Source organism: Rathayibacter sp. AY1C1 (assembly GCF_002932105.1).
Lineage (GTDB): Bacteria > Actinomycetota > Actinomycetes > Actinomycetales > Microbacteriaceae > Rathayibacter.
Genome location: NZ_PSWH01000015.1, coordinates 38,326 through 62,494, shown reverse-complemented (window position 1 = coordinate 62,494; position 24,169 = coordinate 38,326). Strand labels below are relative to the sequence as shown.

Sequence of the window (24,169 nt, the reverse complement as noted above, 5' to 3'; positions counted from 1 at the left end):
GCGGTCACGCCTCCCACGGGGCGCCCCGTTCCCTTGTACGGTCGGAGGCGGACGAACTCCCCGATTCACCCCCGCATCGGATCCGGAGCCCCTCGGTCGCGCGCCCGACCGCGTCCTCACCACGTCTCCGAGCCCTGCGGAACCGCGTGCCGTCCCGTCAGGAGGACACCATGGAGCCCAGCTCGAGGATCAGCACCGAGCGGATCGAGCCCGACATCGTGGTGATCCGCCCCGTCGGCCGGCTCGACCTGTCCACGGCGTGGGAGCTCGAAGCGGTCCTCCAGCGCGCGCTCGAGGCGGGAGAGGTCCGCGTGGTCGTCGACCTGGCGGCCGTCGAGTTCCTCGACTCGTCCGGGCTCGGCGTCCTCGTCGCCGGACTCAAGGAGGCGCGGAAGGCGGGCGGCGAGCTGCGCGTGGCCGCCGCCGGCGAGCAGCCCGCCATGGTGCTCGGCCTGTCCAACCTCGACCGCCTGCTCGGGAGCGCCGAGACCGTCGAGGAGGCCTACCGTGCCTGAGCGCTCCTTCGTCGTGCGCACGCCGCCCGAGGACGGCGTCACCGCCGTCCACGAGGCGCTCGAGGAGCTGTGGCTCGAGGAGCCGGGCGTCGCGCCGGTCGACCGGATGTCGTTCGAGACCGCGCTGGTCGAGCTGACCTCGAACATCGTCCAGCACGCCCGGTCGTACCGGCACATCATCTGCCTGGTCGAGATCCGCGTCGACGCGACCGAGCTGCGCGCCTCGCTCAACGACTCCGCCGAGGAGGCGCCCGCCGAGGTCGCCGACCCCCGCGACATGCCGGACGAGTGGGACGAGGCAGGCCGCGGCATCCCGTTCATCCACGCCCTCGTCACCGAGTTCTCCTACCGCCGTGTCGACGGGCAGAACCTCTGGGCACTCGCCCGGACCCGCACGTGAGCGAGCCGACCGAGCGCGCCCGCCTCGCCGCGATCGCCGAGCTCGGGATCGGCCTGAGCACCCCCCAGGAGCGCTTCGACAGGATCACCCGCATCGCCCGCCGGCTCCTGCGCGTCCCCCTCGCCGAGATCAACATCCTCGAGGAGTCGACGCAGTTCACGAAGTCGCCCCAGCGCTCGGCGCGGGCGAGCAGGATGCTGCGCGCCGACTCGATGTGCGACGTCACGGTCCAGCAGGGCGACATCCTCGTCGTCGAGGACGCCACCGCCGATCCGCGGTTCGCCGACCGCGGAGTCGTCACCGGATCCCCTCACGTGCGCTTCTACGCGGGCCGCCCGCTCGTCGTCGGGGACGGCCTCCGCGTCGGCACGATCTGCATCATCGACAGCGAGGCGCGCGGCTTCTCGGAGGAGGAGCGCGAGATCCTCGAGGACCTCGGCCGGTGGGCGGAGCGGGAGCTGCGCGAGATCGCCTTCTCCGGACGCGCGAGCGAGACGCAGGAGCGGCTCTGGCCCCCGCGCCTCGACCTCGGCGAGTGGACGCTCGACTCGCTGACCACGCCGCTGCACGACGTCGCCGGCGACTACACGGCGTGGCGCCGCAGCGGGGACGACCTCTCCCTCGAGCTGGTCGACGTGATGGGCAAGGGAGTGTCGGCGGCGATCGTCGCCTCCGCGATCCGCTCCGCGTTCCAGGCGCGGCCGGAGCTCCCTCCCGCGGCAGCCGTCGAGGCCGTCAACCGCCAGCTCCTGCCCGACCTGACCGCGACCGGGATGTTCGCGACCGCGCTGATCGCCCGGGTCGACCTCGCGAGCGGCGCCGTCGCGTTCGTGGACAGCGGCCACGGCCTCACCCTCCTGCTGCGCGCCGACGGCACCACGGAGCGGCTCGCCTCCACCGGCGTCCCGCTCGGCATCGCCGCCGACGTCTCCTGGGAGGAGGAGCAGCGCGTGCTCGCCCCCGGCGACGCGCTCTTCTCCTGCAGCGACGGCCTGCTCGACGTCTTCGGCGGGCGCCTCGACGCGCTCGACCGTCTCGCCGAGCTGGTGCGGAGCAACGACGACCCCGCTCTCTTCGAGCGTCTGCATGCTCTCGCAGACGACGCGCACGACGATGTGACAGCGTTGGTGCTGCGGCGCTCCGCAGCGCCCGCCCCCTCCTGATCCTGATCGAAAGGACCTCCCCCATGCCTGGTGCACTCGTCCTCGCCGGCGGCGGCCTCGCCGGAATCGCCTGGGAGCTCGGCGTCCTCCGCGGCCTCGCAGACGCCTCCCCCGAGGCGGCCCGCCTCCTGCTCGATCCGTCGACGACCTTCATCGGCACCTCCGCGGGCTCCGCGGTCGCCGCGCAGCTGAGCACCGGCACCGGCCTCGACGAGTCGTACGAGGCCCAGCTCCAGGAGGAGTCCGCCGAGATCGGAGCGGACGTCGACGGTGAGCGCCTCCAGGCCCTCTTCGCCGCGGCCGTCGAGGGCGCGACCTCGCCCCAGGACGCGCGGCGCCGCATCGGCACCCTCGCGCTCGAGGCCGAGACGCTCCCCGAGGACACGCGCCGGGCCGTCATCTCGGCCCGCGTGGGCGACGCCGACTGGCCCGAGCAGCGTCTGCTCATCACCGCGGTCGACACGGCCACCGGTGAGCTGCGCGTGTTCGACCGCGAGAGCGGTGTCGGCCTCGTCGACGCGATCTCCGCCAGCTGCGCCGTCCCCGGGGTCTGGCCTCCCGTCAGCATCGACGGCGTCCGCTACATGGACGGCGGCGTGCGCTCCGGCAGCAACGCCGACCTCGCCGCGGGAGCCGACTGGGTCCTGATCGTCACTCCGCTGCCGGGAGTCGGCACGCCCGGCGCGGGCCTGATCCCGACCGGCGAGCTCGACGCCCTCGCGGACTCGCGGGTCGAGGTGCTCTACGCCGACGAGGAGTCGGTGCGCGCCTTCGGCCCGAACTCGCTCGACCCGTCCGTCCGCGCCGCCTCCGCCCGCGCCGGACGCGCTCAGGGCGCCCGGCTCGCCTCGCGGATCGCCGCGCTGGTCGGCGCCGAGTAGCCGGTCTCAGCGCCGCACGCTGTAGCGCGTGAAGACCGTGCCGTCGGCGAAGCGGTGCTCCTCGCGCAGGTCGAGGCGCGCGTGGAACCCGCACGGGAGGAAGTGGGTCCCGCCGCCCACCGCCACCGGCACCGTGTAGACCTGCACCTCGTCGACGATCCCGGCGAGCAGCGCGTGCCGGGCGAGGGTCGGCCCGCCGATCGAGACGTCGTGGTCGGCGGCGCTGACCTGCGCGGCGACGACGACCGGGTCGAACCCGCCCTCGACGCGGGTGCGGCGGGTCTCGGCCGACTCCAGTGTCGTCGAGTACACGACCTTGTCGGCCGCCCGCCACATCTCCTGGAAGTCGCGGATGAACGCGAACTCCTCAGCGAGGGCCCAGGTCTGCTCCCACGCGCGCATGACCTCGTACATGCGCCGCCCGTACAGGTACGTGCGCACCCGCCCCTCGCGCTCCGTGATGAAGCGGTGCACGGCGGGTCGCGGCTCCGCCCAGGCGAATCCGCCGTCCGCGTCGTTCACGTAGCCGTCGAGCGACGCGATCGAGCTGTAGATGAGCGCGCCCACGTCGGCCTCTCTCCGTGGCCGGCTTCGGGACCGCCCACGGGCGCGACCGTAGGCCTCCCGCCTCCGTCCGGCAATGTCCGCCGGGGCCTCTGGCGCGGATCGACGGGTCGTCGCTGCTCCTGGTGGCGCTCCCGGCGGTCGGCGCCCCCTCCCGGACCGCGTACCGTGGTCGTGCCGCAGGGAGCGGCCGTGAAGGGTTCGGGATGAAGATCAGCCAGCTGCGCCACTTCGTGGCGGTCGCCGAGGAGCTGCACTTCGTGCGCGCCGCCGAGCGCCTCGGCATCTCGCGGCGGAAGCTCGACTCCTCCGTCGCCGCCGTCGAGCTCGACCTCGGCAAGCCGCTCTTCGAGTCCGGTGCCGCCGCCACGACCCTCACCGCGGCCGGGCGGCAGCGCCTCGCCTCGGCCCGCGAGGAGCTCGCCGCGCTCGGCGACGAGCCGGAGGCGGCCCCGAAGTCGGGAGGCAAGGCCAAGGCCTCCAAGGGAACCGGGCGCGCCCCGATCGTCAAGGGCCAGCCGAAGCCCTACAAGCGCCGCCAGTCCCGCTGACGCGCAGTGTCCGATCGTCGGATGTGGTGGGCCCTACCGGGCTCGAACCGATGACATCCACGGTGTAAACGTGGCGCTCTACCAACTGAGCTAAAGGCCCCCGTCGCGGGAGCACCCGCGGACGATCGACTCGATCCTACGGCAGGCGGAGCGGCCCCCTGCGGGCACTAGCCTCGGCACATGACCGCCGACAGCGACTCCCGGGCGAGGCGGCGCGCCGAGAGCCGCTGGCCCGCCTCCGCCGCGATCCTGGTGGCCGTCGCACTGAACGTGGCCGGCCACAGCGCCGACACCTCGGTGGTCCGCCTCGTCGCCGCCGGCATCACGCTCGCGCTGCTCGTGCCGCTGTTCGTCGTCAACCCGCACCGGCTCGACAGCGAGACGCGCTGGTCGCGCGGGGTCTCCATCGCCCTGGCGGTCGTGCTCGCCGTGGCGAACCAGGTGAACGTGGTCGCCGTGGTGATCGACCTCGTCGACGGGACGGCCGACGGCCCTCCGCTGCTGCTCACCGCGCTCCAGGTCTGGGTCACCAACGTCGTCGCGTACGCGCTGCTGTTCTGGGAGCTCGACCGCGGCGGTCCGGTCGCCCGCGGAACGCTTCCCCGCACCGAGCTGCCGGCGGCCGACTTCGCCTTCCCGCAGGACACCTACCGCGACACCGCGCCCGAGGTCGCCGCGACCTCCTCCGAGCGCGCCGACTGGCGGCCCGGCTTCGTCGACTACCTCTCGGTCTCGACGACGAACACCATGGCGTTCAGCCCGACCGACACGATGCCGCTGTCGAGCCGGATGAAGCTCCTGATGATCGCCGAGGCGTTCACCGGATTCGTCCTGCTGGCTCTCGTGATCTCGCGGGCCGTCAACATCCTCAGCTGACGACCGGGGCGGTCCGCCTCCGGAGGGTCAGACGTGCGCGGGGGCGAGCGCGTCGATCGCGGCGCGGTAGGCGTCGATCGAGCGCGCCTCGCCCGGGGCGGTCATGAACGTGTCCCGGATGACGCCGGCCTTGTCGATCAGGAAGGTCGCGCGGGTCGCGTAGCCCTTCGCCTCGGTGAACACGCCGTACTGCTTGGCGACATCGCCGTGCGGCCAGAAGTCGGAGAGGAGCGTGAAGTCGTAGCCCTGCTTCTCGCCCCAGGCGCGCAGCGTGTGCTTGGAGTCGACCGAGATGCCGATCAGCTCCACGTCGGCGTGCTCGAAGAGGGAGAGGTTCTCGCGCAGCGCGCAGAACTCGCCCGTGCAGGTGCCGGAGAAGGCGAGGGGGAAGAACACCAGGGCGACGTTGCGCCGCCCGTGGAAGTCGCCCAGCTGGATGCGCTCGCCGTACTGGTTCGCGAGTTCGAAGTCGGGAGCCAGGGTCAGCTTCTCGAGAGCCATCGGTCCGATGTCCTTCCGTGCGCACGAGAGTCGCGCGAGCACGAGGGGCAATGCTAGACCCGCTCCGCGCAGACTCCAAGGAACGGCCCGTCTCCCCCGATCACGGGCCGGTCGACGCGTCCCGTCTGGCGCTCTCCTACAGTCGTCGGCGCCCATTCCTCGTGGATCACCACAGTGCGATTCCAGGTTCGGGGCACGGGAATCGCTAGGCTGACGGAGGTGCCCGCGCGCGGCTCGTCATCCGAGCCCCGGATCCGCGGATCCGCACCGCTTCATGAGAGTGATGTCTCGGGCACGATCTGCCCCCAGAGAGAGGTCGAGGGTGACTGTTAACGATCAGGACCCGTATTCCGTCGGTCACGTGGACTCGGACCCCGAGGAAACGTCGGAGTGGAACGAGTCGCTCGATGCGCTCGTCGAGGAGCGGGGCCGGGGTCGCGGGCGCGACGTCATGCTCAGCCTCCTCAAGCGCTCCAAGGAGCTCCACCTCGGCGTGCCGATGGTGCCCACCACGGACTACATCAACACCATCGCGCCCGAGAACGAGCCCGACTTCCCGGGCGACGAGGACGTCGAGCGCCGCTACCGCGCGTGGATCCGCTGGAACGCGGCCATCCTCGTGCACCGCGCGCAGCGTCCCGGCATCGGGGTCGGCGGCCACATCTCGACGTACGCGTCGAGCGCCTCGCTGTACGAGGTCGGCTTCAACCACTTCTTCCGCGGCCAGGACCACCCGGGCGGCGGCGACCAGGTCTTCATCCAGGGCCACGCCTCCCCCGGCCCGTACGCGCGCGCCTTCCTCGAGGGACGCCTGAGCGAGCACCAGCTCGACGGATTCCGCCAGGAGAAGTCGCACCGGGGCGGCGGGCTCTCCAGCTACCCGCACCCGCGGCTCATGCCGGAGTTCTGGCAGTTCCCGACCGTGTCGATGGGCCTCGGCCCGATCAACGCGATCTACCAGGCGCAGGCGAACAAGTACCTCACCAACCGCGGCATCAAGGACGCTTCCGACCAGCAGGTATGGGCGTTCCTCGGCGACGGCGAGATGGACGAGGTCGAGTCGCGCGGTCAGCTCCAGGTCGCCGCGAACGACGGCCTCGACAACCTGAACTTCATCGTCAACTGCAACCTCCAGCGCCTCGACGGACCCGTCCGCGGCAACGGCAAGATCGTGCAGGAGCTCGAGTCGTACTTCCGCGGCGCGGGCTGGAACGTCATCAAGCTCATCTGGGGCCGCGAGTGGGACGACCTGCTCGCCCGCGACACCGAGGGCGCGCTGCTCGACCTGATGAACAAGACGCCCGACGGCGACTTCCAGACCTACAAGACGGAGGACGGCGCCTACGTCCGCGAGAACTTCTTCGGCCGCGACCCGCGCGCCAAGAAGCTCGTCGAGGGCTACTCCGACGAGCAGATCTGGGGCCTGCGCCGCGGCGGCCACGACTACCGCAAGATCTACGCGGCCATGAAGGCCGCGACGGAGCACAAGGGCCAGCCCACCGTCATCCTCGCCCACACCATCAAGGGCTACGGTCTCGGCCGCAGCTTCGAGGGCCGCAACGCGACCCACCAGATGAAGAAGATGACGCTGGACAACCTCAAGTCGTTCCGTGACACCATGCGCATCCCGATCACGGACGCGCAGCTCGAGGAGAACCCCTACCTCCCGCCGTACTACCACCCGGGTCAGAACGACGAGGCGATCGAGTACCTGCAGGAGCGCCGCCGCGCGCTCGGCGGTTACCTCCCCGAGCGCCGCTCGAAGTACACGCAGCTGAACCTCCCCGAGGACTCGGCCTACGCGGTCGGCAAGAAGGGCTCCGGGACGCAGGAGATCGCCACCACCATGGCGTTCGTCCGCATCCTGAAGGACATCCTCCGCTCGAAGGACTTCGGCAACCGCGTCGTCCCGATCATCCCGGACGAGGCGCGCACCTTCGGCATGGACGCGTTCTTCCCGAACGCGAAGATCTACAACCCGCGCGGCCAGCACTACACGTCGGTCGACCGCGAGCTCCTCCTGGCCTACAAGGAGAGCCCGCAGGGACAGATCCTCCATGTCGGCATCAACGAGGCGGGCGCCCTCGCGGCGTTCACCGCGATCGGCACCTCGTACTCGACGCAGGGCGAGCCGCTCATCCCGGTCTACGTCTTCTACTCGATGTTCGGGTTCCAGCGCACGGGCGACGCGATCTGGGCGGCCGGCGACATGATGTCGCGCGGCTTCATGATCGGCGCCACCGCAGGACGCACCACGCTGACCGGCGAGGGCCTCCAGCACGCGGACGGGCACTCCCCGATCCTCGCGGCGACCAACCCCGCCGTCGTGAGCTACGACCCGGCCTACGGGTACGAGATCGCGCACATCGTGCAGTCCGGTCTCGAGCGCATGTACGGCGGGAAGCACACCGACCCGAACGTCATGTACTACATCACGGTCTACAACGAGCCGATCGTGCAGCCGAAGGAGCCGGAGGACGTCGACGTCGAGGGCATCGTCCGCGGAATCCACCGCATCTCCTGGGGTCAGTGGGACGGGCCGAAGGCCCAGCTCCTCGCCTCGGGCGTCGCCGTGCCGTGGGCGATCGAGGCGCAGAAGCTCCTCGCCGAGGACTGGGGCGTCTCGGCGGACGTCTGGTCGGTCACCTCGTGGAACGAGCTGCGCCGCGACGGCATCAAGGCCGAGCAGCACAACTTCCTCCACCCCGAGGACGCCGAGCAGGTGCCGTACGTGACGCAGAAGCTGGCCGACGCGAAGGGTCCCTTCGTCGCCGTCTCGGACTTCTCGCACCAGGTCCCCGACCAGCTGCGCCAGTTCATCCCGGGCGACTTCGCGACGCTCGGCGCGGACGACTTCGGGTTCTCGGACACCCGTGCGGCGGCGCGGCGCTACTTCCAGATCGACGGCCCCTCGGTCGTCGTGCGGACGCTGCAGCTGCTCGCCAAGCGCGGCGAGGTCGACCCCTCGCTCGCCGTCCAGGCGATCGAGAAGTACCGCCTCCTCGACGTCAACGCCGGCACCACCGGCAACGCGGGCGGCGAGAGCTGACGGACGAGTCCGTGCTCTCGCAGGAACCCGCACCGTCGAGTGCGCGGGGTCCTGCTCCTGCGGCGGAGCGTCCGGCCACCCGGCCGGGCGCTCCCCGCACGAAGGAGCAGACCCTCGCCTGGCTGCGCACCCTCGCCGGTGAGCTCTCGACGCAGACGATCAAGCGCCTCGAGGACACGCTGCCCTGGTACGGCAGCATGCCCCCCGGTCGGCGCTCGGCGGTCGGCCTCGTCGCCCAGGCCGGCATCACCTCGTTCATCTCGTGGTTCGACGACCCGTCGGCCACGCCGTGGATCGCGGCGGACGTGTTCGGAGCCGCTCCCCGCGAGCTGCTGCGCTCCGTCTCGCTGACGCAGACGCTGCAGCTGATCAAGGTGACGGTCGAGGTCGTCGAGGACCGGATCAAGAACGGCGGGGAGGACCTCCGCGAGGCGATCCTCCTCTACTCGCGCGAGATCGCCTTCGCCGCGGCCGACGTCTACGCGCGCGCCGCCGAGGCCCGAGGTCTCTGGGACGCGCGCCTGGAAGCGTTGGTCGTCGACTCGATCCTCACGGGCGAGGCCGACGACGAGCTGCCCAGCCGGATCGCCGCCCTCGGCTGGCACGGCCACGGCGAGGTCGCCGTCCTGGTGGGCACCGCCCCCAAGGTGCTCGACGTCGACCAGCTGCGCCGCACGGCGCGGCACATGGACGCCGACGTGCTGATCGGCGTGCAGGGCAGCCGGCTCGTCCTGGTCATCGGCCGCGCCGAGCCGAGCGAGAACGCCACGGAGGAGACCGGCCCGCCGGTCGCGTTCCTCGAGATCGCGGAGGCGCTCGAGCCCGGCTTCGGGACGGGCCACCTCGTCCTCGGCCACGAGGTGCCGACCCTGGTCGAGGCGTCCCGCAGCGCCCGCGCGGCCCTCGCCGGCTTCGCGGTCGCCCGCTCCTGGCGGAACGCGCCGCGACCGGTCAACGCCGACGACCTCCTTCCCGAGCGCGCCCTCGCCGGCGACCCGCTCGCCCGCCAGAGCCTCATCACGCAGATCTACCGGCCCCTGCAGAAGCACTCGACCGAGCTTCTGACCACGCTGTGGGCCTACCTCGACAACGGCCGCTCCCTCGAGGCGACCGCTCGCGAGCTGTTCGTGCACCCGAACACGGTGCGCTACCGCCTCAAGCGGGTCGCCGAGGTGATCGGCTGGGACGCGACGGGCGCCCGCGAGGCGCTCATCCTCCAGTCCGCCCTCATCCTCGGCTCCATGAGCGACCCGGACGGCGCCGTCCGCCGGAAGCCGTCCCGCCGCTGAGGCCCTCCGCTCGCCGAACCCCTCCCGCCCCTGAACACTTGTAGACCCGCGACAAGCTCTTTGTGCTTTGTCAGTGGCTCCACGCGCCGCACGTGCGAGCGCAGATCGGAAGACTGGATACCGTGATCGTCGTCGTCGCCCCGGGTCAGGGCTCCCAGACCCCCGGATTCCTCGCCCCCTGGCTCGAGATCCCCTCTGTGGCCGAGCAGGTCGCCGCGCACTCGGAGGCGGTCGGCATCGACCTCGCCGCGCACGGCACCGTCTCGGACGCGGACACCATCCGCGACACCGCGGTCGCCCAGCCCCTGATCGTCTCCGCGGGACTCGTGAGCCTCGCCGCCCTCCTCGAGGGCGGACGGCGCGAGCGCATCGCGGGCATCGCCGGCCACTCCGTCGGCGAGATCACCGCGGCTGCCGGAGCCGGGGTCCTCACCGAGGCCGACGCGCTGGTGTTCGTCCGCGAGCGCGCCCGTGCCATGGCCGCTGCGGCCGCCGCCGAGCCGACCGCGATGAGCGCGGTCCTCGGCGGCGACGAGCAGGCCCTGATCGCCCGTCTCGACGAGCTCGGCCTCGAGCCGGCCAACTACAACGGCGGCGGGCAGATCGTCGTCGCCGGCGCGGTCGACGCGCTCGAGGCACTCAAGGCGGAGCCGCTCCGCGGGACCCGCGTGATCCCCCTGCAGGTGGCCGGCGCCTTCCACACCCGCTACATGGCGCCCGCCCGCGACTCCCTCGCCGGCGTCGCCGCCGGGCTGACCCCCTCCGACCCGACGCTCCGGCTCTGGACGAACCGCGACGGGTCGGTCGTCGACTCCGGTGCCGCGTTCCTCGAGCTGCTCGTCGGCCAGGTCGCCTCCCCCGTCCGCTGGGACCTCTGCATGGCGGCCTTCGCCGACGCGGGCGTCACCGGGATCATCGAGCTGGCACCCGCCGGCGCGCTGGTCGGCCTCGCCAAGCGCGGCCTCAAGGGCGTGCCGAGCATCGCCATCACGACCCCCGACGACGTGGACGCCGCCCGCGCCTTCCTCGACGAGCACGCCGCCTAGCAGGAGAGACCCCATGACGACCCCTTCCCTCACCCAGTCCAGCGGCAGCGCGTACACCCGGATCCTCGGCGTCGGCGCGGCACGCGGCGACCTCGTCGTCCCGAACGACGACCTGATCGAGCCGATCAACTCCTCCGACGAGTGGATCCGCCAGCGCACCGGCATCATCGAGCGCCGCCGCGCCTCCGCCGACATCCACGCGGTCGACCTCGCGACCATCGCCTCCCTCGAGGCGATCGAGAAGGCGGGCATCCGCCCGGACCAGATCGGCGTCGTGCTCGTCTCCACGATCAGCAACACCGTGCAGACCCCGTCGCTGGCCGCGCTCCTCGCGGACCGCATCGGCGCGAACCCCGCCCCGGCGTACGACATCTCGGCCGCCTGCGCCGGCTACACCTACGGCATCGCCCAGGCCGACTCCTTCATCCGCTCCGGCCTGGCCGAGTACGTGCTCGTCGTCGGAGCCGAGAAGCTGTCCGAGCTGGTCAAGTCGACCGACCGCAGCATCTCCTTCCTCCTCGGCGACGGCGCGGGCGCCGCGGTCGTCGGCCCCAGCGACACCGCCGGCATCTCGAAGACCGTGTGGGGATCCGACGGCTCCAAATGGGACACCGTCGGCATGGACAACCCGCTCGCGGCCTACCGCGACGGCACCGCCGAATGGCCCACCCTCCGCCAGGACGGCCCGTCGGTCTTCCGCTGGGCGGTCTGGGAGATGGCCAAGGTCGCCAAGCAGGCGCTCGCGGAGGCGGGCGTCCAGCCCGAGGACCTCGCCGCGTTCATCCCCCACCAGGCGAACATGCGCATCATCGACGAGCTCGCGAAGCAGCTGAAGCTCCCCGAGACCGTCGCTATCGGCCGCGACATCGAGACCACCGGCAACACCTCCGCCGCGTCGATCCCGCTCGCCACCCACCGCCTGCTCGAGGAGCACCCGGAGCTGCACGGCGGACTCGCGCTGCAGATCGGCTTCGGCGCCGGACTGGTGTTCGGCGCGCAGGTCGTGGTGCTCCCGTGACCGGCGCGACCCCACCCCTAAACTGACCTACGGTCACTGACGAACACCCGAAGAACCCCCAAGGAGAGAACCATGGCACTGTCCAACGAAGAAGTCCTCGCCGGCCTGGCCGAGCTTGTCAACGACGAGACGGGCATCGCCACCGACTCCGTCGAGATGGACAAGTCGTTCACCGACGACCTCGACATCGACTCCATCTCGATGATGACCATCGTCGTCAACGCCGAGGAGAAGTTCGACGTGAAGATCCCCGACGACGAGGTCAAGAACCTCAAGACGGTCGGCGACGCGGTCCGCTTCATCGTCAAGGCGTCCGAGTAGTCGTCGCCCGCGCACCCCGTCCTCGTGGCGGACACCCCGGCCGGCGATCGTCGGCCGGGGTGAGCCCGGCACCCACCCACACGGAACAGAGAAGCTCGTCATGACCAAGAAGATCGTCGTCACCGGAATCGGTGCCAGCACTCCCCTCGGCGGGACCGCCCGGGAGTCCTGGAACGCACTCCTCGCCGGCGAATCAGGCGTCCGCTCCCTCGAGCAGGACTGGGTCGCCCAGTACGACATCCCGGTCACCTTCGCCGCCCAGGCCAAGGTCCGCCCGGAGGAGGTGCTCTCCCGCCCGGAGGCGAAGCGCCTCGACCCCTCCAGCCAGTTCGCGCTCATCTCGGCCCGCGAGGCCTGGGCCGACTCCGGCATCACCGACGTCGACCCGCTCCGCGTGGGCGTCGACTACTCGACCGGCATCGGCGGCCTCTGGACCCTCGTCGACGCGTGGGACACCCTCCGCGAGCGCGGTCCCCGCCGGGTCCTCCCGATGACCATCCCGATGCTCATGCCCAACGCGGCCGCCGCCGCGATCAGCATGGCCATCCCCTCCCGCGCCTACGCCCGCACCGACGTGTCGGCCTGCGCCTCCAGCACCGAGGCCCTCGCGAACGCCTACGAGCACATGCAGCTCGGCCTCGCCGACGTGGTCGTCGCCGGCGGCACGGAGTCGGTCGTCCACCCGCTCCCGATCGCCGCCTTCGCGTCGATGCAGGCCCTCTCGCGCCGCAACGACGACCCGGCGACCGCCTCGCGCCCCTACGACGTCTCCCGCGACGGCTTCGTCCTCGGAGAAGGCGCCGCGACGCTCATCCTCGAGACCGAGGAGCACGCCCTCGCCCGCGGAGCCCGCATCTACGCGGAGCTCGCCGGCGGCGCCGTCACCAGCGACTCGTACCACATCACGGCGCCGGACCCCGAGGGCTCCGCCGCCGCCCGCGCCATGATCGGCGCCCTCGAGCAGGCCGGAGCCGCGCTCACCGACGTCACCCACGTCAACGCCCACGCGACGAGCACCCCGGTCGGCGACATCGCCGAGTACCGCGCCCTGCTGCGCGTCTTCGGCGACCACCTCCCGAACATCGCCGTCTCCGCGACCAAGGCGTCCACCGGCCACCTCCTCGGCGGCACCGGCGCGCTCGAGGCCATCTTCACCGTGCTCGCCCTCCACGAGCGCACCGCACCCCCCACCATCAACCTCTTCGAGCAGGACCCCCAGATCCCCCTCGACGTCGTCACCAGCCCCCGCGCCCTCGGCGACGGACCGTTGGTCGCCATCTCGAACTCTTTCGGGTTCGGGGGGCACAATGCTGTTGCCGCTTTCCGGACGGTGTAGCGGGGCCTAGCCCCGCTCCACCGTGCGGAAAGCGGGCTGCGCCGCTCCTTGCGCGGCGCAGGCGCGTCCGCTGGGGAGGGGGGCGGGGTTTCCGAGGACCGGTGCGGTGCGGCGACGGTGATCCGCTGGAACGCGGATCCCCGGATACGCCTCGTGCCGCGAGGGATCTGCGCCGCCGTCTGGTGCGGGCTGGTGAGCACGCCGTGCTGGTGGGGAGCGCGGGCTTCGCCGCGGCTCGGGTCGGATGCTCGGATCAACGAAGCTGTCCGGGTGGGAGCGCGGGCTTCGCCGCGACTCGGGTCGGATGCTCGGATCAGGGCGGCTGCGCTCGTGGGGAGCGTGCGACTCGCCATTACTCGAGCCGTCGGCGTCGTGCGCGACAGAGGTGCGGGCGGCTCCGCGAGTCTTCCGACGCCCTCCGCCGGAACGCGGTGCTCCGCCGACCGTCTGGTCGACGTGCCAGCGAGCGGCAACCTAGAGGTGACGACGCGACTTCGAGGCGGGCCTCTGCCGGAACGAGGGTCCGCTGGCCGCCTGGTTCAGGGAGGCGGGAGCGAGCGGCCCCCGCGAGGCGTATCCGCCGATCCGCGTGCCAGCGGATCGGCGTCGCCGGACGCAAGCCGCTCCACGGAACCCGACCACCCGACCGAGCCGACTGCGCGACGCCGCGCGAGGAGCGGCGTCGAATGAACTCAGCCGACCCCGTGCATCCAGACGACGGGCGCGAAGTCGCCGCCGTAGCGGAAGGGCTCGAGCTCGTCCTCCCAGGCCTGGCCGAGGGCGAGGCGCAGCTCGCGGTGCAGCTCGATGGGATCGGCGCCGGCGAGCTCCATGGCGGAGCGGATGCGGTCCTCGGGCACGACGGTGTTGCCCGCGCTGTCGGTCTGCGCGTAGAAGATGCCGAGCTCGGGCGTGTGCATCCAGCGGCCTCCGTCGACGCCGGGCGAGGGCTCCTCGGTGACCTCGTAGCGGACGTCGGCCCAGCCGCGGAGAGCGGACGCGATGACGGCACCGGTTCCGACCGGGCCCTCCCAGGCGAACTCGGCGCGCAGTGTGCTGCGGAGCACGGGCTGCTCGATCCAGGCGAAGTTCACGGCACGACCAAGGGCGCGACCTGTCCCCCACTCGAGGTGGGGGCAGAGCGCGCGGGGGGCGGAGTGCACGAAGAGCACACCCCGAGTCTGCTGCGCCACCATGGTGTCCTCCGTTCGTCCCGGTGCGTCTTCCCCAACGACCCGGACCACGGAACACTCTGCGGTGCGCCTTCTTTGATTATGACGGTGGACGTGCCACCACGCCCGATCATGCAGGAGCGGCGGACCTCCGTCAAGGCGGCTCGCCGCGCCTGCTCGACCGGCCGTGGGCGGCTCCTGCCTATACTCAGGTCGTCCGCGCCGCCGGACGCCGCACACCGCCAGACGCCCGCCGGGAGGAGCACCGTGTCCGTCCGCGACGGCCTGCTCGCCCTGCTCACGCTCGGCCCCGCCTACGGCCTCCAGCTGCACGCCGAGCTCCTCGACCGTGCCGCGCACCGGCCCCGGGTCAACGTCGGCCAGATCTACTCGACGCTCGAGCGCCTGCGCGAGCGGGGCCTCGTCGTCTCGGCCGGGTCCACCGACGACGGCCTCCCCCTGCACGCGCTCACCCGCGAGGGCCGCGCGGAGGCGGCCGCCTGGCTGACGGGTGACGGAGCGTCCCCGGAGGAGGACTGGGACGACGTCCTCGACCGGGTGCTGCTGGCCTCGAGCCTGTCCGGCGCCGACCTCGCCGCCGTCCTCGACGCGTACGAGAGCTCGCTGCCCGCCACCGCCGAAGAGCAGGCGGAGGAGGAGGACGCGCACCCGCAGCGCCGCCTCGCCGCGATCGCCGCCGGCGTGCGGGAGGAGGCCCTGCGGCGCCTCCTCGAGGCGGCCCGCGACGAGCTCACGGGCGACGGGCCGGGACGGGGCGTCCGCGGATACGCTCTCGAGCGTCCCCGTCGGGGCCGTCGAGCCTCGAGCTAGGACGAGACAGGCGCGGGTGCCGTCGCCTAGGGTGGTTCGCATGTCCCGCACCCCCCTCGGTCTCCGCGTCCCCTCCCGGGCGCGCCGGCGCCTCGTCGCCGCCGGAGCGGGCACGGTCCTCGTCCTGTGCGCCGCCCTCGCCGCTCCGCTCTCCGCGTCCGCCGCCTACGACCCGTCCGACTACCCCTCGTGGTCCGATGTGGAGGCCGCGAAGTCGAGCGAGAGCGCCACCGCCGCCGAGGTCGACCGCATCACCGCCTTCCTCGCCGACCTGCGCGACCAGGCCGCCGCCCTCACCGACGCCGCCATCAGCCGGGCCGCCGAGGCGGACGCCGCGCAGAGCGCTCTCGACGAGGCGACTCAGCGCGTGAGCGCCCTGGAGGAGCGCGCCTCCGCCGCCCGGTCGGACGCCGACGCCGCGAAGGAGCAGGCCGGCCGTCTCGCCGCCCAGCTCTACCGCAACGGCGGGACCGATGCGACGCTCAACCTCCTCATCGGCGGCGACGAGTCGAGCGAGCTGCTCTACCGCCTCGGCACCATGACGCAGCTCACCCAGCAGACCAGCCGGCTCCAGACCGCGGCGCAGTCGACCGAGAACCAGGCCGTCTCCCTCGCCGCTCAGGCCGAGCAGGCCCGGGGCGAGCGCGTCTCCCTCGCCACCGCCGCGGCCGACGCGCTCTCGGTCGCCCGCTCCGCTCAGGCCGAGGCCGACGCCAAGGTCGCCGACCAGGAGAAGTACAGCCAGGAGCTCTACACCCAGCTCGCCTCGCTCAAGAACACCACCGCCGAGATCGAGCGGGAGTACGCCGACGGCCAGGACGCGAAGTCGGCGTTCGAGGAGCAGCAGCGCCTCTCCCGCCTCGCCGCCGAGGCCGAGGCCGCCCGCCAGCGCGCCGCGTCGGCTCCCGCCGCGGTCGCGGCTCCGGCAGCGCCCTCTAACAGCGGAGGCGGCGGAGGCGGCCCGGTCGAACTCGGCGACGACGACCCGACCGGCGCGCGCAACAGCTCCGCCAAGACCATCGCCGCCCTCGGCACCTACGCCGGACGCACGGACGGCCTCTCCCCCGCGCAGGCCCAGGCCTACGCCCGCACCGCTGTCGGCCGCTTCGGCTGGGGCGCCGACCAGGTCGACCGGTGCCTCATCCCACTGTGGAACGGCGAGTCGGGGTGGCGCTGGAACGCGCTGAACCGCTCCTCCGGCGCCTACGGAATCCCGCAGGCCCTCCCGGCGAGCAAGATGGCCAACTCGGGAGCCGACTACCAGACGAACGCGGCGACGCAGGTCGACTGGGGGCTCTCGTACATCAAGAGCGCCTACGGCTCGCCCTGCAACGCGTGGTCGAGCTGGAACAACCGCTCGCCGCACTGGTACTGATCCCGCGTCTCACTTCGCCTGGTCGTAGGAGTCGACGACGGCGACGGTGACCGGGAAGTCGACCTCGCCCTCTCCGAAGAGCGAGCGTCCGGCGCGCACCGCCGCCTCGCGGACGATCGCGGCGACCCGCTCGCCGACGTCGGCGGGAGCGTGCACGATCACCTCGTCGTGCAGGAAGTAGACGAGGTGCGCCCGGCCGACCGCGCCGCCCTCGGCGCGCAGTCGCGCCCGCAGCTCGCCCATCCAGCAGAGCGCCCACTCGGCCGCGGTGCCCTGCACCACGAAGTTGCGGGTGAAGCGTCCCCACTCGCGCGCTCGCGCCGCATCCGCCGAAAGCCCCTCGGGTCCGGGAGGCGAGCTGCGCCCGAGCCACGTCGAGACGCTCTCGCCGCGCTCCCCCGCCCGAGCCGCCGCCTCGACGTGCGCGACCGAGCGCGGGTAGGCACGGGCGAGCCTCGGGAGCAGCCGCCCGGACTCGCCGCTCGTCGCCCCGTACATCGCCCCCAGCATCGCGACCTTCGCCCGCGGCCGATCGGGGACCACGCCGGCGTCGACGATGCCCTGGTAGAGGTCGCGGCCCCGCCCGGCGGCGGCCATGGCCGAGTCGCCCGAGAGCGCGGCGAGGATGCGCGGCTCGAGCTGCGCGGCATCCGCGACCACGAGGCTCCAGCCCGGATCCGCGGTGACCGCGGCGCGGATCTGCCGCGGCAGCTGCAGCGCCCCTCCGCCCGAGGTCGCCCAGCGGCCGGTGACGACGCCGCCCACCACGTACTCCGGCCGGAACCGGCCGTCGCGCACCCACGCGTCGAGCCAGGCCCAGCCGTTGGCGGTGAGCAGCCGGGAGAGCTTCTTGTACTCCAGGAGGGGCGGCACCGCGGGGTGCTCGAGGGACTGCAGCTCCCAGGAGCGCGTCGACTCGACCGGCAGCCCCGCGCGCCGCAGCGCCTTGAGGAGCTCGGCCGGCGAGTCGGGATTGAGCTCGGGCGCGCCGAGCTCGTCGCGCAGACGGACGGCCAGCGCCTCCAGCAGGGCCGGGCGGCCGCCGAAGAGCGGGCGGGGGCCGAGCATCCCGGTGAGCACCCGGTCGTGCACATCGGCGCGCCACGGCAGCCCCGCGTGGGCGATCTCGCGAGCGATCAGGGCGCCGACGGACTCGGCGGCGAGCAGCAGGCGGAGCCGGCCGGCCTCGGCGGCGCCGGAGAGCGCCTCCTCCTGCCGGGCCAGCTCGAGGACGGGGTCGAGCTCGTCGGAGCCGCCCGCCGCCTCCTCGAACCCGATCAGCGTGTCCTGCGCGGCGGGGGCCGCGGCTCCCGCGTCCCACGGGTCGAGGGGCGAGCGCGCGAGAGCCGATGCGGCGGCGGAGACCGAGCGGCGGAGGATCGCGCGGGCCAGCCGGAGGTCGTGGCACCGGGCGACGACCACCCCGGCCGACAGCAGTGCGGGGTACCAGCGCGCGGTGTCGTCCCAGACCCAGCGCGGGCGCTCCGGCTCCCGCTCCCGGACGAACGCCGCCAGCTCGGCCGGTCCCCTGCCGCTCCCGGCCTCGGCGCCGCCGACGGGGTCGACCGCCCGCCACGCCCCCGTGGGGCCGCCGACGAGTGCGAGGAGCATCGGGCCATTCTCCCCTGTGGCGGACACGGAGGCCGCCGTCGCGGGGACGGCAGGGCCCCCTCTCGCTGAAGGAGTCACGGCGACGGCCGCGAGGGCGGGTAGCCGGGGAAGGGCTTCTCCTGCGCCGTCGGCGGCTGATGGGCCCACAGGGCGGCCGCGATGGTGTCCATCGAGCGGGAGTAGCCCACGAGCGTCCGCCTCTCCGGCTCGGCCGCCCAGGTCACCGCGCGGAACCAGGTCTCGCGGTACGGGCCGGTCTCGATGCGCCGCACCAGGCCGATCCGGCCGGTGCGCAGGGCGTCGACCATCACCCACTCGTCCTGCCCGCTGCTGCGCAGCATCTGGAGCGGACTCCACTCGATCATCGCGCCTCCCACCGGTCGATCCGCGGCCGTGGCGAGCACGAGCGCCGCGGCGTACACTCGCAGACTATCGAACACATGTTCGAACGGCCAACCGGGTCCGGCGAGTGAACGGGAGCACGACGATGGCGGTGATCGACGAGACGGCGCTGGTCTCGACCGACGGCGAGGGAGTGCCGATCGCGCTCGAGTGGCGGGGCGGGAGCTACCGGGTGACCGACCGGCCGACGGTGTGGACCTGCACGAGCGAGTGGTGGGCGCCCCTCGAGGGGTTCCCGCCGACGTTCGGGCGCACACCGGTGAGCATCGGCGGCTGGCGCTTCCAGGCGACGGACCTCGCGACCGGCGGAGCGTTCGTGCTCGACGTGGTCGCGTCGACGGAGCAGCAGTGGAGCGTGGTGCGGATCTACGAGTAGTGCCGGCGCGAGGCCGGCCGGGCGGCTACTTGTCGGCCGACCAGGGCGCCCGCGTCATGGCGATGAGAGCCGCGACTCCGGAGACGAGGCCGACACCGGCGATGGCGGACACGACGAGCCAGAGAGCGAGTTCCATGCCGCCAGTCTACCGAGCCCCGGAGCGGATCCTCTCCGCCCCGCTTCCATCCCCCGGCTATGGAATAGCCTGGGCAGAGTGACCGACGCCCCCACCCGCGCGAGTGTCGGACTGCGCTCGGAGCGCGGCCCGATCCTGCTGTCCCTGATGATCTCGACCGCTCTGGTCGCCCTCGACGCCACGATCCTCTCGACGGCCGTGCCGTCCATCGTCGCCGACCTGGGGGGCTTCGAGCAGTTCCCCTGGCTGTTCTCGATCTACCTGCTGGCCCAGGCGGTCTCGGTCCCCCTCTACGGCAAGCTCGCCGACGTGATCGGGCGCAAGCCCATCATGCTGATCGGCATCGCCCTGTTCCTGGTCGGCTCGCTCCTGTGCGGCCTCGCCTGGAGCATGCCCGCGCTGATCGCGTTCCGAGCCCTGCAGGGCCTGGGGGCCGGAGCGATCCAGCCGATGGGCATCACCATCGCCGGCGACATCTACACGGTCGCCGAGCGTGCGAAGACCCAGGGCTACCTCGCGAGCGTCTGGGGCATCTCCTCTGTCGTCGGGCCGACCCTCGGCGGCGTGCTCTCGGACCTGGGCGCCTGGCGCGGCATCTTCCTCGTCAACATCCCCCTGTGCCTCCTGGCGGCGTTCCTCCTGATCCGCAGCTTCCGCGAGACCACGCGGGGCGAGAAGCAGCGGATCGACGTGGCGGGCGCCTCCGTGCTCGCCGTGGGCACCGCGCTGCTCATCCTCGGGCTGCTCGAGGGCGGCAGCGCCTGGCCGTGGCTCTCCCCCGCCGGAGTCGGCGTGTTCGTCGTCTCGGCCCTCGCGTTCGCCGGCTTCGTCGCGATCGAGCGGCGAGCTGCCGCCCCGGTGCTCCCCCTCTGGGTCCTCACGCGGCGCGTGCTGATCTCGACCAGCCTGGTCTCGGTGACCGTCGGCGCGATCACGCTCGGCGTCACCTCGTACTTCCCGACCTTCGCGCAGGGCGTGCTCGGCAGCTCCGCCCTCGGCGCGGGCTTCGCCGTCGCGGCGATGACGCTCGGCTGGCCGGTCGCGGCGAGCCTGTCGGGCCGGCTCTACCTGCGCATCGGCTTCCGCAACACGGGCTTCCTCGGAGCGGGGCTCGTCGTGATCGGCACGGCGCTGACCATCCTGCTCGGCGCCTCCTCGACGCTGTGGGAGATCGCCGGCTTCTGCGTGCTGATCGGCGCCGGCATGGGGCTCGTGGCGACTCCGACGCTGATCCGGGCGCAGTCGAGCGTCGACTGGAACGAGCGCGGAGTGGTCTCCTCGACCAACTTCTTCGCCCGCAACATCGGCAGCGCCGTCGCCGTGGCCGTGTTCGGCGCGATCGTGAACGCGAAGGCGGGCGGCGGCGTCCCCGCACCGGCGGACCTCGCCGAGGGCACCCGCTTCGTCTGCATCGCGCTCACGGTCCTCGCCGTGGGCATGCTCGCCGCGGTCTGGGCGATGCCGAAGGAGGGGCGCCCCGCGCCCGGAGAGGATCGGGCGGCGGAGGCCGAGCCCGACGCGGCCCGGCCGGACGCGGCCCAGCCCTAGCCGTCAGGCGGCGCCGTCGGTTCTCGTCGTCAGCCGGAGCGGCGCGCCGCGGCCGTCGCTCGCAGGCGATCGCGGCGGGTGCGGCGCACCCGGTGCGTCCAGCGCTGCAGGGACGACCCCATCCCGGGGTGCCGCGCCAGCGTGTGCAGAGCGCGGTCGAACCGGCGGAGCATGTCGGCGAAGGCGCCGAAGGGGCGGGCCGAGATGCCGACCTCGAGGTGGCGGTCGAGCACGATCCGGTGCCGGAGTCCCAGGTGCACGCTGATCTCGACGTCGTCGTGCACGTAGGCGTCGTGCCGGTGCATCTCCTCCGCGATCTCCTCCCACGCCGACCGGCGGACGGCGCAGTTGGAGCCGAAGAGCGGCCAGTTGGCCAGCGCCGACCCCATCAGCACGAAGTAGGCGTCCATGTAGGCGACCCGCGCGATCACCCGGGCGATCGGGCCGAGCTCGTCGAAGCGTCCGGGACCGGTCACCGCTCCGACCTCGGGATCGGCGAAGTGGCCGGCCAGGCGCGCCAGCCAGTCGGGTCCCGGGCGGGAGTCGGCGTCGAGCCGTGCGAGGACGTCGCCGTGCGCCTCGTCGAAGCCGTGCGCCGTGCTCGCCGGGATCCCGGCTCCGTCGTGCCGCACCACCCGCGCGCCCGCCGCTCGCGCGACGGCGGCGCTGTCGTCGGTGCTCCCGTCGTCGACGACGACGATCTCGAACGGAGCGAGCGTCTGCTCGCGGAGGAGCTCGAGCAGCTGCTCGAGGTGGCGGGCGTCGTCCTTCACGGGGACGACGACCGAGATGCGCCGGTGATCCATCCGCCCAGTCAACGCGATCGGGGCGCTAAGCGGGGACACCGCCACGCGTCTCGCGCGAGCCCGGACCTGTCAACCGGCTCCCGAGCGCGTCGGATCCCCTGATGGGATCGACCCGTGTCCGCCGGATCGGCGGCCCGATCGAGACAGGAGACGACATGACCCAGGGACCTCGAGACTTCCGGCCCACCCGTGCACTGGTGACCGCTTCTGACTCCGGCATCGGCCGGGCGACCGCGGTGGCACTGGCCGAGGCGGGCATGGACGTCGGCATCACCTGGCACAGCGACGAGGAGGGCGCGCAGGGCACGGCGGAGGAGGTGCGCTCCCTCGGCCGGCGCGCCGAGATCGCGCGCCTCGACACGACGGATCTGGAGGGCGCGGGCGACGTGATCGACGACCTCGCGGATCGACTGGGCGGGCTCGACGTCGCCGTCAGCAATGCGGGCGGAGGCGGAGGCGAGCCCTTCCTCGAGCAGAGCCTCGACAGCTGGCGCTCGACCGTCGCCCTGAACCTCGACGGAGCGTTCGTCTGCCTCCAGCGCGCCGCGCGGCGCATGGCGGCCCAGGGCACGGGCGGCAGGATCATCGCGGTCACCAGCGTCCACGAGCACCAGCCGCGGGTCGGCTCCGTCGCCTACACCGCCGCCAAGCACGGGCTGGGCGGCCTGCTGAAGGTCGCCGCACTCGAGCTCGGCTCCCTCGGCATCACCGTCAACGCCGTCGCCCCCGGAGAGATCGCCACGCCGATGAACGACGCCGAGGACGTGGACCCCGTCACGATCGACCGCCCCGGCATCCCCCTCGGCCGCCCCGGCGACGCCCGCGAGATCGCGGCGGTGGTCGCCTTCCTGGCCTCTCCCGCCGCCTCCTACATCACCGGATCCTCGTACGTCGTGGACGGCGGGATGCTGCAGATGGGGCCGCAGGCCGGCTCCCACCTCCGGCAGGACGACTGGCGCGAGGCCTGAGCCGCCGACCACGGCGCCCGCCCGCCGGGTACTCTCGAAGAGGTGCTCCGGCGGGCGGGGCGCCTGCTCCGGGATGTAGGTGACGCACGTGTGGTTCCGGCGTCGACGCAGGTTCAAGATGGAGCCGTACGACCCCGATGAGAACCCGTCGCGCGAGCCCGCCTCCGTCGAGGAGGCCGCCGAGGAGGGCCTGATGCTCGCGCAGTACGCGAGCCGGATGGCCGTGAAGAACCGTGTGCTGATGGACGGCCTCGGTGCTGACGTCCCCTTCGACTCGGGCCGCTACTCCGTCGTCGCCGCGGAGGAGCTCGAGAAGCTGGCGCGCGAGTCCGAGGCAGCCGCCGAGCGCCTGCGCGGCATCGCCGCCGACGTGACCTCGGTGGGCGGCCGCTCCGACCACGTGCACGACTACCGCTCGGCCGACGTCGACAACCTCGACCACCGCGAGCGGCTCTCGCTCCTGGTCGCCGACTCCCTCCACAGGCGGGCGCAGGACGAGGAGTACCTCGCGACGCTCGTCGACGACGCCCGTCAGGACGCGTGGCGCGAGCTCGCGCAGTCGATCGAGGAGACCCTCGACCGCACCTCGCGGATCGACCCGGACGACGAGGAGTACCGCCGCGACCGCTCGGTGCGGATGGCGCTCGTGGTCGTCGACGACCTGGTCAAGCTGGCGGAGGAGCGCGGCGTCAGTCTCGAGGACTGACGGGCTCGTCGGGGGACGCCGGGACCGGGCTCAGGCCCAGCCGGCGCGGAACGACTCGGTCGCCTCGGCGGAGCGCTCCCGGACCGACTCCAGCAGCTCCTCCATGGTGGAGCTGCGGAGGAACGCGAGGCGGTCGAGCTCGGTGACCGGTGCGACGCCGGCGAGCTGCCAGGCGTGCGCGGCCGGATCCTCGGCGAGCTCGACGACCGCGCCGTAGCGCTGCTCGACGAACTCGCTCGCGACCGCCAGTGCCGTGCGGACCGCCGACTCCGCCGCAGCCAGCGCGGGGGCGTGCTTCTCGTCCCACTCCAGATCGGGCAGCAGGCGGACCTCGGCGCGCGGGTACGGGTCGTCCTCGTACCAGCGGACGACCTCGAAGCGCTCCTCGCCCACGGAGTCGAGCGTGACGAACGACTCCGCCCCGTCGATGTTCAGGATGCGCGCGCGGGCGCCGACCGCGAACCGCTGGTCGCCGCCGCCCACCTCCTGGCCGCGCTCGATGAGCACGACGCCGAACGCGAGGGTCTCGTCCTCGAGGACGTCGCCGAGCATCCGCAGGTACCGCGGCTCGAACAGCCGGAGCGGGAGCGGCATGTGCGGCAGGAGCACGGAGCCGAGCGGGAACATCGGAAGATCAGGCACGGGTTCAGGCAATCACGTCGAGCGGAGAGCGGCCAGTACGGGCGCGGCGCGTCGGGACGTGCTAGCGCATCGCGCCACCGTGTCGT

The 24,169-nt window shown here is 72.7% G+C and carries 25 protein-coding genes and 1 tRNA gene; 18 read left to right on the top strand and 8 right to left on the bottom strand.

Annotated elements, in window-relative coordinates; all coding sequences use genetic code 11:
- Nucleotides 1-170 precede the first annotated feature (170 nt).
- The 4 genes from C5C71_RS09155 to C5C71_RS09140 are packed head-to-tail and all read left to right on the top strand — an operon-like array spanning nt 171 to nt 2,959.
- Nucleotides 171-515, top strand: a complete 345-nt coding sequence (locus tag C5C71_RS09155) for an STAS domain-containing protein (protein ID WP_104223474.1) — start codon at nt 171-173, stop codon at nt 513-515.
- The gene (locus tag C5C71_RS09150) at nt 508-915 is read left to right on the top strand and encodes an ATP-binding protein (protein ID WP_104223473.1); all 408 of its coding nucleotides are present in this window, start codon (nt 508-510) and stop codon (nt 913-915) included. The genes C5C71_RS09155 and C5C71_RS09150 overlap by 8 nt, the downstream gene beginning before the upstream one ends.
- On the top strand, nt 912-2,078 hold the full coding sequence (locus C5C71_RS09145) for a PP2C family protein-serine/threonine phosphatase (RefSeq protein WP_181065681.1): 1,167 nt from the start codon (nt 912-914) through the stop codon (nt 2,076-2,078). Before C5C71_RS09150 ends, C5C71_RS09145 begins: the two co-directional genes overlap by 4 nt.
- A 23-nt stretch (nt 2,079-2,101) precedes the next feature.
- A complete protein-coding gene (locus C5C71_RS09140) occupies nt 2,102-2,959 on the top strand; it encodes a patatin-like phospholipase family protein (protein ID WP_104337566.1) in 858 nt (285 codons plus the stop codon).
- Between the two features lie 6 nt (nt 2,960-2,965).
- On the opposite strand, the gene C5C71_RS09135 is transcribed toward C5C71_RS09140, so the two are convergent.
- Nucleotides 2,966-3,526, bottom strand: coding sequence for a dihydrofolate reductase family protein (locus C5C71_RS09135; protein ID WP_104226668.1), 561 nt, complete (start codon nt 3,524-3,526; stop codon nt 2,966-2,968).
- A gap of 203 nt (nt 3,527-3,729) precedes the next feature.
- Between C5C71_RS09135 and C5C71_RS09130 the strand changes: the two genes are divergently transcribed.
- Nucleotides 3,730-4,074 carry a LysR family transcriptional regulator gene (locus C5C71_RS09130; protein ID WP_104337565.1) on the top strand — a complete coding sequence of 115 codons (345 nt, stop codon included), beginning with the start codon at nt 3,730-3,732 and terminating at the stop codon, nt 4,072-4,074.
- A 24-nt stretch (nt 4,075-4,098) separates the two neighbouring features.
- On the opposite strand, the gene C5C71_RS09125 is transcribed toward C5C71_RS09130, so the two are convergent.
- Nucleotides 4,099-4,174: transfer RNA gene (locus C5C71_RS09125), tRNA-Val, on the bottom strand.
- Between the two features lie 80 nt (nt 4,175-4,254).
- Between C5C71_RS09125 and C5C71_RS09120 the strand changes: the two genes are divergently transcribed.
- Nucleotides 4,255-4,950, top strand: coding sequence for a hypothetical protein (locus tag C5C71_RS09120; RefSeq protein WP_104226669.1), 696 nt, complete (start codon nt 4,255-4,257; stop codon nt 4,948-4,950).
- A 27-nt stretch (nt 4,951-4,977) separates the two neighbouring features.
- Here C5C71_RS09120 and C5C71_RS09115 read toward each other — a convergent pair whose 3' ends face one another.
- Entirely contained in the window at nt 4,978-5,451 is a 474-nt protein-coding gene (locus tag C5C71_RS09115; protein WP_104223507.1) for a peroxiredoxin, read from the bottom strand.
- Nucleotides 5,452-5,773: 322 nt separating this feature from the next.
- Between C5C71_RS09115 and aceE the strand changes: the two genes are divergently transcribed.
- From aceE to C5C71_RS09085, 6 genes are all read left to right on the top strand, one after another.
- Nucleotides 5,774-8,500 (top strand): pyruvate dehydrogenase (acetyl-transferring), homodimeric type, encoded by a 2,727-nt coding sequence (gene aceE, locus C5C71_RS09110; protein ID WP_104247522.1) that lies wholly within the window; start codon nt 5,774-5,776, stop codon nt 8,498-8,500.
- 122 nt (nt 8,501-8,622) lie between these two features.
- Entirely contained in the window at nt 8,623-9,789 is a 1,167-nt protein-coding gene (locus C5C71_RS09105) for a CdaR family transcriptional regulator (RefSeq protein WP_181065683.1), read from the top strand.
- A gap of 122 nt (nt 9,790-9,911) precedes the next feature.
- The gene (locus C5C71_RS09100; RefSeq protein ID WP_104226672.1) at nt 9,912-10,835 is read left to right on the top strand and encodes an ACP S-malonyltransferase; all 924 of its coding nucleotides are present in this window, start codon (nt 9,912-9,914) and stop codon (nt 10,833-10,835) included.
- Between the two features lie 13 nt (nt 10,836-10,848).
- A complete protein-coding gene (locus C5C71_RS09095) occupies nt 10,849-11,853 on the top strand; it encodes a beta-ketoacyl-ACP synthase III (protein WP_104337563.1) in 1,005 nt (334 codons plus the stop codon).
- A 72-nt stretch (nt 11,854-11,925) separates the two neighbouring features.
- Nucleotides 11,926-12,174: an acyl carrier protein gene (locus C5C71_RS09090; protein ID WP_104223463.1), complete on the top strand. Its 249-nt coding sequence runs from the start codon at nt 11,926-11,928 to the stop codon at nt 12,172-12,174.
- 100 nt (nt 12,175-12,274) lie between these two features.
- Nucleotides 12,275-13,510, top strand: coding sequence for a beta-ketoacyl synthase (locus tag C5C71_RS09085; protein ID WP_104226673.1), 1,236 nt, complete (start codon nt 12,275-12,277; stop codon nt 13,508-13,510).
- Nucleotides 13,511-14,202: 692 nt separating this feature from the next.
- Here C5C71_RS09085 and C5C71_RS09080 read toward each other — a convergent pair.
- Nucleotides 14,203-14,706, bottom strand: coding sequence for a DUF3145 domain-containing protein (locus tag C5C71_RS09080; RefSeq protein ID WP_104226674.1), 504 nt, complete (start codon nt 14,704-14,706; stop codon nt 14,203-14,205).
- A 243-nt stretch (nt 14,707-14,949) separates the two neighbouring features.
- On the opposite strand from C5C71_RS09080, the gene C5C71_RS09075 reads away from it, so the two are divergent.
- Nucleotides 14,950-15,513, top strand: a complete 564-nt coding sequence (locus C5C71_RS09075; RefSeq protein ID WP_181065680.1) for a PadR family transcriptional regulator — start codon at nt 14,950-14,952, stop codon at nt 15,511-15,513.
- A gap of 40 nt (nt 15,514-15,553) precedes the next feature.
- On the top strand, nt 15,554-16,888 hold the full coding sequence (locus C5C71_RS09070; RefSeq protein ID WP_104337561.1) for a hypothetical protein: 1,335 nt from the start codon (nt 15,554-15,556) through the stop codon (nt 16,886-16,888).
- Between the two features lie 9 nt (nt 16,889-16,897).
- On the opposite strand, the gene C5C71_RS09065 is transcribed toward C5C71_RS09070, so the two are convergent.
- Both C5C71_RS09065 and C5C71_RS09060 read right to left on the bottom strand, forming a co-directional pair.
- Complete coding sequence (locus tag C5C71_RS09065; protein ID WP_104337560.1) at nt 16,898-18,499, bottom strand: bifunctional 3'-5' exonuclease/DNA polymerase; 1,602 nt, start codon at nt 18,497-18,499, stop codon at nt 16,898-16,900.
- Nucleotides 18,500-18,573: 74 nt separating this feature from the next.
- Nucleotides 18,574-18,921, bottom strand: coding sequence for a hypothetical protein (locus C5C71_RS09060; RefSeq protein ID WP_104223458.1), 348 nt, complete (start codon nt 18,919-18,921; stop codon nt 18,574-18,576).
- Nucleotides 18,922-18,968: 47 nt separating this feature from the next.
- On the opposite strand from C5C71_RS09060, the gene C5C71_RS09055 reads away from it, so the two are divergent.
- Both C5C71_RS09055 and C5C71_RS09050 read left to right on the top strand, forming a co-directional pair.
- Complete coding sequence (locus C5C71_RS09055; protein WP_146084449.1) at nt 18,969-19,277, top strand: hypothetical protein; 309 nt, start codon at nt 18,969-18,971, stop codon at nt 19,275-19,277.
- A gap of 283 nt (nt 19,278-19,560) precedes the next feature.
- Nucleotides 19,561-20,961, top strand: a complete 1,401-nt coding sequence (locus C5C71_RS09050; protein WP_104260996.1) for an MDR family MFS transporter — start codon at nt 19,561-19,563, stop codon at nt 20,959-20,961.
- A 29-nt stretch (nt 20,962-20,990) separates the two neighbouring features.
- Here the strand turns inward: C5C71_RS09050 and C5C71_RS09045 are convergent, their stop codons facing one another.
- Nucleotides 20,991-21,767, bottom strand: a complete 777-nt coding sequence (locus tag C5C71_RS09045; protein ID WP_104288491.1) for a glycosyltransferase family 2 protein — start codon at nt 21,765-21,767, stop codon at nt 20,991-20,993.
- A 155-nt stretch (nt 21,768-21,922) separates the two neighbouring features.
- Between C5C71_RS09045 and C5C71_RS09040 the strand changes: the two genes are divergently transcribed.
- A complete protein-coding gene (locus C5C71_RS09040) occupies nt 21,923-22,735 on the top strand; it encodes an SDR family oxidoreductase (RefSeq protein WP_104226704.1) in 813 nt (270 codons plus the stop codon).
- A gap of 118 nt (nt 22,736-22,853) precedes the next feature.
- Nucleotides 22,854-23,441, top strand: coding sequence for a hypothetical protein (locus C5C71_RS09035; protein WP_104223455.1), 588 nt, complete (start codon nt 22,854-22,856; stop codon nt 23,439-23,441).
- A gap of 30 nt (nt 23,442-23,471) precedes the next feature.
- Here the strand turns inward: C5C71_RS09035 and C5C71_RS09030 are convergent, their stop codons facing one another.
- On the bottom strand, nt 23,472-24,083 hold the full coding sequence (locus C5C71_RS09030; RefSeq protein WP_244229436.1) for an LON peptidase substrate-binding domain-containing protein: 612 nt from the start codon (nt 24,081-24,083) through the stop codon (nt 23,472-23,474).
- Between the last annotated feature and the right edge of the window lie 86 nt (nt 24,084-24,169).